At 66.1% G+C, this 12,698-nt stretch carries 10 protein-coding genes; 4 read left to right on the top strand and 6 right to left on the bottom strand.

Features of this window, described 5'->3' with window-relative positions; genetic code table 11:
* Positions 1-179: 179 nt before the first annotated feature.
* From VSR34_RS30985 to VSR34_RS30995, 3 genes are all read right to left on the bottom strand, one after another.
* Entirely contained in the window at positions 180-359 is a 180-nt protein-coding gene (locus VSR34_RS30985; protein WP_028232476.1) for a hypothetical protein, read from the bottom strand.
* Between the two features lie 9 nt (positions 360-368).
* On the bottom strand, positions 369-545 hold the full coding sequence (locus VSR34_RS30990; protein WP_167334443.1) for a hypothetical protein: 177 nt from the start codon (positions 543-545) through the stop codon (positions 369-371).
* A 471-nt stretch (positions 546-1,016) separates the two neighbouring features.
* Positions 1,017-2,804, bottom strand: coding sequence for an FAD-dependent monooxygenase (locus VSR34_RS30995; RefSeq protein ID WP_208460992.1), 1,788 nt, complete (start codon positions 2,802-2,804; stop codon positions 1,017-1,019).
* A 232-nt stretch (positions 2,805-3,036) separates the two neighbouring features.
* Here VSR34_RS30995 and VSR34_RS31000 point away from each other — a divergent pair, with 232 nt between their 5' ends.
* Positions 3,037-3,753, top strand: coding sequence for a TetR/AcrR family transcriptional regulator (locus tag VSR34_RS31000; protein ID WP_028213055.1), 717 nt, complete (start codon positions 3,037-3,039; stop codon positions 3,751-3,753).
* 51 nt (positions 3,754-3,804) lie between these two features.
* Here the strand turns inward: VSR34_RS31000 and VSR34_RS31005 are convergent, their stop codons facing one another.
* Entirely contained in the window at positions 3,805-4,767 is a 963-nt protein-coding gene (locus VSR34_RS31005) for a universal stress protein (RefSeq protein WP_342964413.1), read from the bottom strand.
* Positions 4,768-5,101: 334 nt separating this feature from the next.
* Here VSR34_RS31005 and VSR34_RS31010 point away from each other — a divergent pair, with 334 nt between their 5' ends.
* Complete coding sequence (locus VSR34_RS31010) at positions 5,102-7,270, top strand: heavy metal translocating P-type ATPase (RefSeq protein ID WP_342964426.1); 2,169 nt, start codon at positions 5,102-5,104, stop codon at positions 7,268-7,270.
* A gap of 144 nt (positions 7,271-7,414) precedes the next feature.
* The gene (locus VSR34_RS31015; RefSeq protein WP_036019660.1) at positions 7,415-8,671 is read left to right on the top strand and encodes a cation:proton antiporter; all 1,257 of its coding nucleotides are present in this window, start codon (positions 7,415-7,417) and stop codon (positions 8,669-8,671) included.
* Between the two features lie 58 nt (positions 8,672-8,729).
* On the opposite strand, the gene VSR34_RS31020 is transcribed toward VSR34_RS31015, so the two are convergent.
* Entirely contained in the window at positions 8,730-9,185 is a 456-nt protein-coding gene (locus VSR34_RS31020) for a universal stress protein (protein ID WP_028213051.1), read from the bottom strand.
* Positions 9,186-9,568: 383 nt separating this feature from the next.
* On the opposite strand from VSR34_RS31020, the gene VSR34_RS31025 reads away from it, so the two are divergent.
* The gene (locus VSR34_RS31025) at positions 9,569-10,699 is read left to right on the top strand and encodes an RNA polymerase sigma factor RpoD/SigA (protein WP_238327947.1); all 1,131 of its coding nucleotides are present in this window, start codon (positions 9,569-9,571) and stop codon (positions 10,697-10,699) included.
* Here VSR34_RS31025 and ftsH read toward each other — a convergent pair.
* Positions 10,693-12,669 (bottom strand): ATP-dependent zinc metalloprotease FtsH, encoded by a 1,977-nt coding sequence (ftsH, locus tag VSR34_RS31030; RefSeq protein WP_081716091.1) that lies wholly within the window; start codon positions 12,667-12,669, stop codon positions 10,693-10,695. The two genes, VSR34_RS31025 and ftsH, sit on opposite strands and share 7 nt — an antisense overlap.
* Positions 12,670-12,698 lie beyond the last annotated feature (29 nt).

Here is a 12,698-nt window from a genome sequence, read left to right on the forward strand (position 1 = left end):
CGCTCGCCGAGACCTTGATGTACCGGCTCAAGGTACACACGGGCTCGGACGACGCTGTCACCGGCGGCAGCGGCTGGCGGATGAAAGCGTCCAGTCTGGACTTCACGCCGTTGCGCGGCAACGGAATCGGTGAAAGAAAGCGAGAGCCCTTCGTGGGCTATTTGAGGCCCGCAGCCGCATCACAGCGTATCTGGATGGGTCAAGCCCGCCTCCTCGAAGATCGACTCGTATTTTTCAGGCCCGACGACGTTGCGATACTCCTGCCGAATCAGGATGAGCGCCTGCGCAGTCCTGGAAATCACGCCGTAGGCTTCCAGCAGCTCGGCATGCTCCAGAGCCTCTCCCAAGGTCATGGTCACGTGAGCTACCTATTGCAGTTGAACAGCGATCAACTCGTGGGCGAACGCGGGCCGCTCGGACGCGAACTCCATCAGGTCGAAGAAGCCGTTGCTGAGTGCAAACTCTTCTAGCGCATCCTTGCCGCTATCTGCCTTGATGCGGCTGTAGATTTCGACCATCTTCAGGTCGGTAATCACGTACACCATTTCAACCTCGTTCCGTCCGTTGATGCCTCGAGTAAGGGGTTTTCTCAAGGTTTCAGTCGAAGGGTACGTAGCGTCGCTTAAACCCGTCTTAAACGACACGACCGGAACAGAAGTTTTGCCCGAGCGGAGTCCATGCCTGGCCAGCCGGCCACGCAAGCGCGGCTGGACGTTTCGCATGTAAAGAGTTTGGGAGTTCGATCAGCGGAATTGTCCGCCTTTCCACCTTCGCCACATGGTCTTGCGCGATGTCGGCGATCCAGGTGATCGAGACACGGATTGCCGAACCGCCCGCGCCCCGCAGTTTCGCAAAGGTCCGACCGGCTCGGACCACCCGCACGCGTCGATCGGTCGATCCCTCCGCCCGTCGCACCGAATGGTCCACGATTGCCGACATTCGAGCATCGCAGCCTGATCGCGCCATCCCGGTTCCATCTGCAGGAACCGGCATGGCGCGTCAGCCTTCACCGGCGATCACGCCTCTACGCACAGATCGCGGCTCAGGATTTTGGACAGTGCGTCGGCCAACGCAGCCTCCGGATCAGCGACGCTCCCCGCGCATCGCCAGGCCACCACCCGATCCGGCCGCACGAGCACGGCGCCGAATTCCGAGATTCCGCGGAACTGTGCCCACGCCAGCCGCGGATCGAACGCGTCGCCTTCGAGATGCCCGATGCGCACGGTGTCGATCGGCAAGTCGTTGGCGCGGCCGATGGCCCTGGCCGCCTCGCTCCAATCCTCGCCCTTCTCGCCTGCGATCAGAAGGAATCGACCCGGCGCAACGAAGTCCTTCAGCGCCCGGCGCTCGCCCGAATCGAGGTCGATCCAGGCATGAGGCAGCGGTGAACCCGGACGCGTGCTGGGCTCATAGAGACGGATATCGTCGACCGGTTGCGGCTCTGGTGAATCATCGGCAACGATGGCGTTCGAGGCGTACCGGTAGCCATATTCAACGTTCAGCTCGTTGGACTCCATACTGGCCCGCCGGATCGCCTGCAGCGCCTTGCTTCGCTGCTCAGCATCCGCGGGCAGCCCGCTGACCACGCGCTTGAGCTGCTGCCAGTTCTGTTCGGCGCTCGACGTGGGGCTCAAGCCGAACGCTGCGCCAATCTCGAAGTGCGTGACTGCGTTTTCCATCGAACGCTGGATGTTGCGCGCGTCGACGGGCCGGCGCTCGCTCTCGTAGCTGTCGAGCAGTGACGCGTCGGCCTGGCCCTTGAGCACGGCGGCCAGCTTCCAGCAGAGGTTGTGCGCGTCCTGGATGCCGCTGGTGAGCCCCAGCCCCCCGGTCGGCGGATGGCGGTGCGCAGCATCGCCGACGATGAACACGCGGCCGACCCGGAACTTGTCGGCGAGCAAGCCCTCCAGCGTCCAGCGGCTGATCTTGTGGAAGGTGATCGGCCTGTCGCCCAGGCCCAAAGCCGAGCGCATCATCTGCTCGATCTGGGCATCGTTCAAGTCCTTCACCTGGTCGATCGGCTGGGTCACGTGCACCACCCACTCCTCGCTGTCCGGCCCCCAATGGTTCGGTCCCATCGGCACGAGCACGGTCATCTCGCCCAATGCAGGGCTCCAGATCCAGCGGATCAGGACGTCGGGGTCGGTGGCGACCTGCGACAGATCCGCGGAGATGTGCGCCGTGAGCGAGCGCGCGATTGCGCCCAGGCCCTGGAGCTCGATGCCCACCTGGCGACCGACGGTCCGGCCCCCGTCGCAGCCCAGCAGGTACTGCGCACGGACTCGATATTCCTCGCCCGTGTCGAGGTTGCGGATGAGGGCTTCGACGCCTTGTTCATCCTGTTCCAGCGTGAGCAGTTCATGGTGGAACCGCACCCGTCCCGGGTTGAGCGCTTCGGCGTGCGCCTTCATGATGGGTTCGAGGCGGATCTGCGGCAGGTTCGCGCTGCGGCAGGGGCTGGCCTGAAGCCAGTTGATGTTCTCGCCGCCGTGGCCCCAGGACTCGACCTTGCCGATCCTGCGCCCAAACTCGGGCTCCGGACCACAGAGCCCGGCATACCAGCCCATGGCCTTCATGTTCGCGGCCGGCGTGCTGCGGGCGTAGATCTCATCCGCCACACCCGCGTCGCTCAGGATCTCCATCGTGCGCTGGTTCAGCACATGGGCCTTGGGCAGGATCGAGGTACTGGGCAGCGCGCTGACCAGCAGGTTCTCGATACCCAGGCCCGACAGCAGCATGGAGGCCGTCAGGCCTGCGCCGCCGCCTCCGACGATCAGCACGGCGGTGGTTTCGACTTTCATCATCCTTATCTCCTGGATCGGTCATCCGGCAGCACGGGCGGGTGGACGCGACTCCGACGAAGGCGGGCCACTCCCCCACGCAGCGGGTGTGTTCTATTGGGGCATCCATCGCGCCCCCTGCTCCGGGTTTCGCGAGGATGATTCATTGTAGTGAGATATCTGTCATTCTGACAATATTATCGTTTTCACCTGGAGAGCCGATTGCCGGGGCGGCTTCGCGCCATATAATCGCGACATGAGTACAGACACGACCATCGACCATCGGACCCGCGTCGCGGCAGAACGCCGCGAGCGGATGCGCGCAAGATTGATCGAGAGCGCGATGCTGGTTTTTGCTGAAAAGGGGGTGGGAGGCAGCGTCATCCAGGAAGTCATCGCAGCAGCGGACGTCTCCCAAGGCACCTTCTACAACTACTTTCGTACCAACGAAGAATTGCTCGCTGCGGTGACGCAGGAGCTGAACGACGAGCTTCTTCGGCTCATCGAACGGGAAGTGGGTTCATACGACGATCCAGCGCGGCGGATCGCCTGTGGCGTGCGAATGTTCCTGCGTGCCGCGCACACCTATCCGCTGCTTGCACGCTTCATTGCCGCGGCGGGCTTGCACGCCGCGGGCCCGAGCAGCCTGATCTACGCATACCTGCCCGTTCATATCGAACAGGGATTGGCGAGCGGGCGTTTTCGGGACGTGACGGTTGAAGTCGCGCTGGATTTAATCGTGGGAACCACGTTGACGACGGCTCAGCGTTTCTCCACCGCAGCGCAAGCCGATGCGTCGCCGGAACAGGCGGTTGCAGCCATTCTCCGGGGCATCGGGGTCAGCCGGTCGGAGGCTCAGGCGCTGGTGCGCACCAAACTGCCTGCCATTGCCGTGCCCGCCGATTCGCTGCTGGAACGTGGGCATGCGAGGATGCAGAATCAGTTGCCGCCCCCGGACTCCGAGGTGGGTTAGTTCACTGGCCCGACAGCGCCGACGTGCGCGCATCGCGACTGGCCGAAGAAACTACCGCTCCACTGGCGGCACGAGCAAGAGCGGAATCGATGTCAATCTCAGCGTCCGTTCCGCGACGCTGCCAAGCAGCCAGCGTGTCAGGCCGCGTCGTCCGTGCGTGCCGAGGACAACGAGCTGCGCCTTCCACTGCCGCGCGTCACGATCGATCGCATGCGCGACGTCGTCATAGGTGCTCTTCGTCATGACGAGCGCCGTTTCCACTACCCGCTCCTTTTGCGGGTCGCTCGCAGCGAGCTCGTCGCCAGCCGCCTTGAGTGCGACCTGGCCGCTCTCCCTGAGTGTTTCTTCGAGTTGCTGTTCGAGCGGCCCGGACTCCCGTCCGAGCAGCCGGTCGACAACATAGATGACGCGCCAATCCGAGCGCGCAGACACCAGCCCCATGCCTGCGCGCAACGCGGTTAGCGACGCGTCGCTGCCGTCCGTCGCGAACAGGATCCGTGAAGGTGGGCCTGGCAGTTCGTCTTCGTATTCGACCGGGACAACCAGGGTCGGCACGCGAAGCAGTTTCGCGAGCGGTGCGGACACCTCGCCTTCCACCCAGCGCAACAGGGCCCGATGATGCCGCGCCCCGAGGACGACAAGATCGGGCGCCCATTGCACTGCGGCCATGGAAAGCGCGTGGACGAGGTCGCCCCCTTCCTTGTAAAGATCGATGACCTCGCCTTCGAGAAGCGCGCCGCAGCCGTCCAGTGCGGATTGCGCGGTCTTGATCGCCGTGTCTGCGTCACGCAGGAGTTCGTCCCGTGCGGCCTGGAGCTGCGACCCGGCCCATACGCCCAGGGGCACGAGCGTGTGAGGATTCTCGGCCACGGATACGACGCGAACCGTCGTGGCGCCCGGATGCACGAGTCTGCGCAAGTACCGTAACGCCGCGGCAGAAGCGGGCGAGGAGTCAACGGCGACCATGATCCTTGCAAAGGACAACGGAGCCTGCGTGGCGGAGTGCTGGGTCATGTCGGGCCTCGCTTCGATGACGGAATATCCTTTTCCATGCTGCCCGCGATCTGTCGCCGACATATGATGCAGATCAAACCGCTTCTCCGTTGCGACTTCAAGGTACGGCGTAGCGGCACGGCGTGGCAGGCCCCGTTTGCGCGGGTCGGTCTGGCGCACCATCGAGCCGCGCGCAGCGGGACTCCCGCTCGACCGAACGAGGCACGCGACAGCCATGCACGACATCTTCCGATCGCCGAACGCGTTCCTGCTTGCCGTTTGCGCGGCCGCACTGGCTGCGGGAACAGGCTGCTGGCTTGCCGGCTCCGTCGATGCGGCACGCCTCATCTGGCTAATGGGTCCGCTGCCCGTGCTCGCCGCGCTCGTGGTCTCGATCGCAGGCGCGCTGCGCCGGCGCGAGGCCGGGGTCGACATTCTTGCCGCGCTGGCCATTGTCTTTGCGCTTGTCCTCGACGAACGGCTGACTGCCGCCGTCATCGCACTGATGCTCGCGAGCGGCCGGGCCCTCGAAGACTACGCACGCGCGCGGGCTCGCTCGGAGATGACGGCCCTGTTGAGCCATGCGCCGCGCGAGGCGATCCGCTCGGACGCCGGAAAGTGGACCCCTGTCGCGCTCGACCACGTCGTGCCGGGCGATCGGCTGCTCGTGCGACATGGCGAAGTCGTCCCTGTCGATGGCACCTTGTCGGGCGCTGCCGAACTCGATGAATCGACACTGACGGGCGAATCGCGCAGCCGCCCCTGCGTATCCGGAGAAGCGGTCCGAAGCGGCGCCGTCAACGCGGGCTCCCCCTTCGAGATGATCGCGTCCGCGACTGCCGCCGACAGTACGTTTTCGGCAATCGTGCGGATGGTCGAATCCGCGCAGCGGGCGCGCAGCCCCGCGGCGCGGCTCGCCGATCGCTACGCGCTCGGCTTTCTCGCCTGCACGCTGCTCGTGGCCGGGGCAGCCTGGATTGCGAGCGGCGAGGCCGTGCGGGCGCTCGCGGTACTGGTCGTCGCGACGCCCTGCCCACTGATTCTCGCCGTGCCGGTCGCCATCGTGTCGGGCATGTCGCGTTGTGCGCGCCGTGGCGTCCTCATCAAGGATGGAGGCGCGCTCGAACAGCTCGCGGTTGCGCGCACGCTGTTTTTCGACAAAACCGGAACCTTGACCGCCGGACACGCGCGGCTCGTGGCGATCGAGACCGGCCCGGCAGACACGCCCGAGCGCGTCTTGAGAGTCGCGGCTTCCCTCGCGCAGGCCTCGGGCCACGTGATTTCCGACGCGCTCACGTGCGAGGCGCGCGCGCGCGAGCTGGCCTTGTCCGCTCCGCAGGACGTGCGCGAAACCCCGGGCGCGGGCGTCATGGGAACCGTCGACGGACGCAAGGTGGTCATCGGGTCGTTTGCGTTCGTGTGCGCAACGGCACCCGCGGCGGCCTGGAGCGAACGGCTGCTGCGTCGCGTCGCCTACGAAGGTGCATCCGCGGTGTTCGTCGGCGAGGACGGCGTCATGACGGGCGCCATCCAGATGGCCGACCGGATCCGTACCGATACGCCCCGCGCGCTCCGGCTGCTGCGACGGGAAGGCGTCACGCGCATCGAGATGCTGACGGGCGACCGTGCCGACGTTGCGGAAACCGTCGGCGCGATACTTCAGGTCGACGCCGTCCACGCCGGCCAGACGCCCGCCGACAAACTGCGCGCAATCGAGGAAGCCAGGCGGACCGGACCCGTCATGATGGTCGGCGACGGCGTGAATGATGCGCCGGCACTCGCCACCGCCGATGTCGGCATTGCGATGGGCGCACAGGGGGCCGCAGCCTCGTCGGAGGCCGCGGATGTGGTTCTGCTGGTCGACCGTCTCGACAGACTGGCCGAAGCTCGACGCGTGGCGCAACGCACCCGCCGCATTGCGATCGAGAGTGTGTACGTCGGCATGGGACTCTCGCTTGCCGCGATGGGTTTCGCAGCCGCCGGCATGCTGCCTCCGCTTGCCGGTGCGGTGCTTCAGGAATTCATCGATGTCGCCGCCATCGCGAACGCCCTGCGTGCATTGCGGGTTCCCCGTGCGGGAAGCGGGTCGCTGGCGCCCGCCGCCGCCGCGCAGCTCCGGCGCGAGCATGCCCGGCTCGAGCCGGTGATCGAACAGATCCGCCAGCTTGCCGACGACATGCCGGGACTGCCCGCCACTGCGGTCAAAGCGAGGCTTGGCGATCTCGGCGATCTGCTCACACAGCAGCTCATCCCGCACGAGCGCAACGACGATGCGCAGGTGTACCCGCAACTCGCACCGCTGCTGGGCGGCGATGATCCGCTCGCCTCGATGAGCACCATGCATCGCGAAATCATCCGCGTCACCCGGACGCTGAGCCACATGGCCGCCGACATGCCCGCCGGCGATCCCGACACCGAGTGGCTGCAGGAAATCCAGCGTCTGCTCTACGGTCTTCACGCGATCGTTCGCCTGCACTGCGAGCAGGAAGACGAGCTTTTCCATGCACTCGCCGACAGCGCATAGCCGCATAGCCGATCGCCCGGCTATCGCGTGACGGCTTGCATTGACCTCCATCAACTGACCGCGCGCGGGTTGGCGTCTCATATCCGCCAGGGCGACGCTCCGTCAGCGCCAAACCCTCCCGCCTTCACCATGGGAGTCGCACAAATGATGCTCATCGCCGCATTCGTCGCGCTCGTCTTCGTCTACAGCCTCGTGTCCCGGCGTCTCGAGCGGACCGTCATCACGGCGCCTATCCTGTTCACGGCGCTTGGCGCGCTCATGTCGTTTTCGCAGGAGGCGCTAAGCGAGCTTGCACTGGACCGCAAGGGTCTGCTTCTGATTGCGGAACTGGGCCTCGTGATGACGCTGTTCACGGACGCATCGCGCGTGCGGCCGCAGATGCTCAAGGGCGAAGCGAATCTGCCCGTTCGCCTGCTGAGCGGCGGCATGCTCTTCACCATTGCGCTTGGCATCCTCGCTGCGATGGTCGTTTTGCGCTCACTGACCTGGTGGGAAGCGGGCATTCTCGCCGCGATTCTGGCGCCGACCGACGCCGGGCTCGGTCAGGTCATCGTCAGCAGCCCGCGCGTGCCGCGGCGCATTCGTCAGGCGCTGAACGTGGAGGCAGGTCTGAACGACGGGCTCTCGGTTCCTTTTCTGATGTTCTTCATCGCGCTGGCGCAAGCGCGCGAGACAGGCGGGGGAGGGTCGATCCTGACCCGCTTCCTGGTCGAGCAGCTCGGCTACGGCGCGCTGGTGGGACTGGGCATCGGTCTGATCGGCGGCTGGCTGCTGGGCCTCGCGCGGCGCAAGGAATGGATGGCGGTGCCGCTCACGCAGCTCGGGGTCGTCGCCCTTCCCTTTGGCTGCGTGCTGCTTTCGGAGGCCACCGGCGCGAGCATGTTCATCGCGGCTTTCGTCGCCGGCCTGGCGACCCAGGCAGGCTTCGGCGAGGTCGGCAAGCACAGCGTCGAGTTCACCGAGGATTGGGGGCAGCTGTTCAACTACTTTGTTTTCTTCCTGTTCGGGCTGCTCGTTACGCGTGTCTGGAGGGAGTTCGATTTCGCCATCGTGGCGTACGGCGTGCTCAGTCTCACGCTGATCCGCATGATTCCCGTGGCGCTTGCGTTGAGGGGCACGCATCTCAGCTCATCAACGGTGCTGTTCATGGGCTGGTTCGGCCCGAGGGGGCTCGCGTCCATCGTCCTCGGCCTCGTGTACCTCGAGGGCGAAGCGGACCTGCCCGGCGAGCCGACCATCAAGCTGGCCGTGATGGCGACGGTCTTGCTGAGCATCTTCGCCCATGGGCTCACCGCACTGCCCGCGATCGGCCGCTATACGCGGGCGATCGCCACCCTGGGGGACGATGCCCCCGAGCACGAAATTGTCGGCGCCGATCGTGCGAGCGCCGGGGACGGCTGATACGCGACGGCTTCGCTTGTCGCAGTGGTCGCAGAGGTCGCAGAGGCAAGCGACTGCGCTAGCCACGCACGACCAGCACCGGACAGGACGATATTCGGAGCAGCCCCTCGGCAACGCTGCCCAGCACCGCCCTGCTCACGCCATGCCTGCCGTGGGTGCCCATCACGACGAGATCCGCTTCCTGCGTTTTGGCGCAGCGCTGCAGGCATTGCGCGATCGAGTCGGATTTCCCGAGCGTCTCGCAGATCTCGACCGATCCGGACACTTTCTGATCGGCCATCGCCCGCCGCACCGCTTCGAGCGCGAGGCGACCGTCCTCGTTGAGCACCCTGCCAAGCGCATCGGGATCGAAGTAGCCGGAGTACGGCGCGATACCCCACCTGTGCACGACGTACACGGCATGCACATAAGCGTGCGCAAGCGCCGCGAGCGCCACGGCTTCCTGCGTGGCGCGCTGTGCGCAGGCACCACCGTCCACTGCCAGCAAAATCTTTCGAAAATCGGGCTTTGTCATTTGACGGTCTCCGCGCGCGCGTCGTCTCATGACGACGCATCCAACCTACACAACCGGCCTGGTTTTGGACTGATCTCAGTCAATTGAATGCGGATCGAAGGCGCGATTGGCGCTGCTTCGCGCGCCCCGAATTCCGGTTGATCTGAGTCAATCGCGTTCGCGAGCGAGCGCGAGCCGGCGAAGGCAACGATGTTCACCCGCGTCGATCTGAGCGCCGTGCTCCCATAAAAAAACGGCCGGCGTTTGTTGAATCGCAGGCATTCGCCCCAAGATCGTTGTCGTCAGGCGGTCCATGGCGAATGGGAATTCGTGTAGTGAAGCCCGCCGGAATGCGCGGCGCCTCCAGCGCCCGCGATCAGCCACGCGGAAGGACCGCCAGCGCCATGAAGACCAAACCCCGTCAGCCACGATCACACAACCGCATGGAGCGCGACGAGCCCATGCGCGAATTCGACGCGGGCCCGCACGATATTCGCGTATCGGGCGACACGCTCGATCTTTATCGCGCGCGAATGATGGCGGTGCCGCTGTTGTCGCGCGAGCAGGAAACCGAGTTGGCGCGCGAGATCGAGGCAAGCCGTCAAGACCTCCTGTGTTGCATCGAGGCCTGTCCTCCGGCGCTCGAAGTTCTCGCGCGCCGCGCGCGAGGCGATGTCGAGCAGTACGAAGCTCATGACTGGCCGGGCGGCGACATCGAGGCCGCCTGCGACGCGTTGGCCGCGACTGGCCACGAGGCGCAAGCGGGCGAGCGCCGTGCCGCAATGACAGCGGCACGGCGCCGGCTGCGCGCGGCGACGCGCCGGATGTTCGAGGCCAATATGCGGCTCGTCTACTCCGTCGCGCGGCGCTATGAGAATCGCGGCATCGACCTCGCCGATCTCGTTCAGGAGGGCAGCCTCGGCTTGATGCGCGCAATCGAGAAGTTCGAATATCGGCGCGGTTTCAAGTTTTCCACCTATGCGACGTGGTGGATCCGCCAGGCCGTTGCGCGCGCCGTGGCCGAGCGCTCGCGCACGATCCGGCTACCCGTGCACGTGAGCGACCAGTTCTCGCGCGTCTGGCGCGCACGCGAGCGTATCCGCCAGCGCACGGGTCGCGATGCCGGCCCCGGGGAACTGGCAACGGCCAGCGGCATGGCCGAGGACAAGGTGCGCAGCCTGCTGGCGCTGCCCGTCGAGCCCGCTTCGCTCGACATCGTGCTGCCCGATGGGGAAACGGAACTGATCGCACTGATTCCGGACGAGGCCCCTGCGCCGGTGGAAACCCTGGCTCGCGTGCGCATGTGCGAGTTCGTGAAGGGCCTGGTCGACGCAATGTCTCCCCTGGAGGCGAACATCGTGCGTCGCCGCTTCGGCATCGGCGATGGCGAACCGCAAACGTACGAGGAAATCTCGAAGCACATGGGCGTCTCCCGCGAGCAGGTGCGCCGCATCGAAAAGCGCGCGCTCGAAGCATTGCGCGCCTCGGAGCGCGTGCGTACCGCCGCGCACGACTATCTGGAGAGCAATCACTGAGGCGGGCCCGGCCGCTGGGAGACGTGCGCCGCGAAAGCCGTCACCGTCGATGCGCCGCCGGCCGCGAGTGGCGCTTGCGGTGCCGCCGCGGGCTGCGCCGCATCGGGCTGAGCCGCCGCGCCCACGGCGGCAGGCTCAGCACCTGCAATCAGCGTGAGCAGTTCATCGTGCTCGATGACTTCGCGCTCCAGCAGGCGCTTCGCGATCCGGTCGAGCGCGTCGCGCTGGTCGGCGAGCGTGCGCATCACGCGTTCATGGGCGTCGCTGAGCAGCCGGCGCACTTCGTCGTCGATGAGCTGCGCCGTGCGCGCAGCCGGACGCGCGCCATCGACTCCCGTTAGCGCTTTCGGCATGGCGCCATCGTCGGCGCAGTTCGCAAGGCCGAGGCGCTCGCTCATGCCGTAGCGGGCCACCATGTGCCATGCCATCGTCGTGGCCCTTTCGAGGTCGTTTTCCGCGCCGGTGGAGACGTCGCCGAACACCAGTTCCTCCGAAGCCCTGCCGCCGATCAGCACATCGAGCCGGTCGAGCAGCTCGCTGCGCCGGAGCACGTAACGGTCCTCGGTGGGCACCTGCTGCGTGTAGCCCAGCGCCGCCACGCCGCGCGGAATCATCGAGACTTTTTTCACGGGGTCACAGTGAGCGCGGCTCTGGGCAACGAGTGCATGGCCCGCCTCGTGGTATGCAATCGTCACCTTCTCCTGCGCATTCATCACGCGGCTCTTGCGCTCCGAGCCCGCGAGCGCGCGGTCGATCGCTTCGTCGAAGTCGGCCATGCTCACGTTCGCGTGGTCGGCTTCGGCGGCATGAAGCGCCGCTTCGTTCACGATGTTCGCGAGATCGGCGCCCACGCAGCCGGGCGTGCGCGCGGCCAGCTCTTCGAGGTCGACGTCGGGCGCGAGCGGCACCCCGCGCGCGTGCACCGCAAGGATCTGCCGGCGCCCGTTCAGGTCGGGGCGATCGATCGCGATATGGCGGTCGAAGCGACCCGGGCGCAGCAACGCAGGATCGAGCGTCTCGGGCCGGTTGGTCGCGGCGAGCAGGATCACACCGGCGTTCGGCTGGAAGCCGTCCATCTCGACGAGCAGCTGATTGAGCGTCTGCTCGCGCTCGTCGTTGCCCGAGACCGGATTCGCGCCGCGCACCTTGCCGAGCGCGTCGAGCTCGTCGATGAACACGATGCACGGCGCCTGCTTTTGCGCCTGCTCGAACAGGTCGCGCACGCGCGCCGCGCCCACGCCCACGAACATTTCGACAAAAGACGAGCCGCTGATCGAAAAGAACGGCACGGCGGCCTCGCCCGCCAGGGCCTTCGCGAGCAAGGTCTTGCCCGTTCCCGGCGCGCCGACGATAAGGATGCCTTTGGGAATCTTCCCCCCGAGCCGCCGGTATCGCTCAGGATGACAAAGGAACGAGACGATTTGCTGAAGTTCCTTCTTGGCTTCGTCGATACCCGCGATGTCGCTGAACGTCGTGCCTGTCGCCTGCTGAAGGTAGACCTGCGCGCGGCTTCTGCCGACGCTCATGAAGTCGCGCATGCCGCCGCCGCGCCGCATCAGGAATTGCCACACGATGACGAAGAACACGAGCGGTACGATCCAGGCGAGCAGCAGGCTATCCCAGCTGCTGTCGAGCGCCCCGCGGTAGCGTACGCCGGCGGCGGCGAGCCGCGCCGGCAGCGACTCGTCGGCGACGCGGATCGTCGTGAACGCATAAGGCGGCTTGCCGGCGGTGAAGGTTGCGGCGTCCGAGGCCGGAAGCGACGCCTTCGCTTGCTCCGAGCGCAGCTCGCCGCTGATGCGCGTGGGCGTGATCACGAGGCTGTCGACCTCGTGCGCGGCGAGCAGGCGCTGAAAGTCGCTATAGGCGATCGCCGGCGGCGCAGGCGCGAGCCAAAGCACCTGGGCCGCGAGCAGGACCAGGACGCCGATGAACAACACGATGCTGCCGGAATCGAACTTCTTCTCCATGCGCAATTCGCTCCACGATGGGTGTATCG

This window comes from Paraburkholderia sp. JHI2823 (assembly GCF_038900695.1).
GTDB classification, from domain to species: Bacteria; Pseudomonadota; Gammaproteobacteria; order Burkholderiales; family Burkholderiaceae; genus Paraburkholderia; species Paraburkholderia mimosarum.

Bases quoted from the DNA above. Each gene is read 5' to 3' on its own strand.
- VSR34_RS30990 (WP_167334443.1), bottom strand. From the start codon at position 545: ATGGTGTACGTGATTACCGACCTGAAGATGGTCGAAATCTACAGCCGC.
- ftsH (WP_081716091.1), bottom strand. From the start codon at position 12,669: ATGGAGAAGAAGTTCGATTCCGGCAGCATCGTGTTGTTCATCGGCGTC.
- VSR34_RS30995 (WP_208460992.1), bottom strand. From the start codon at position 2,804: ATGATGAAAGTCGAAACCACCGCCGTGCTGATCGTCGGAGGCGGCGGC.
- VSR34_RS31015 (WP_036019660.1), top strand. From the start codon at position 7,415: ATGATGCTCATCGCCGCATTCGTCGCGCTCGTCTTCGTCTACAGCCTC.
- VSR34_RS31020 (WP_028213051.1), bottom strand. From the start codon at position 9,185: ATGACAAAGCCCGATTTTCGAAAGATTTTGCTGGCAGTGGACGGTGGT.
- VSR34_RS31025 (WP_238327947.1), top strand. From the start codon at position 9,569: ATGAAGACCAAACCCCGTCAGCCACGATCACACAACCGCATGGAGCGC.
- VSR34_RS31005 (WP_342964413.1), bottom strand. From the start codon at position 4,767: ATGACCCAGCACTCCGCCACGCAGGCTCCGTTGTCCTTTGCAAGGATC.
- VSR34_RS31000 (WP_028213055.1), top strand. From the start codon at position 3,037: ATGAGTACAGACACGACCATCGACCATCGGACCCGCGTCGCGGCAGAA.
- VSR34_RS31010 (WP_342964426.1), top strand. From the start codon at position 5,102: ATGGGTCCGCTGCCCGTGCTCGCCGCGCTCGTGGTCTCGATCGCAGGC.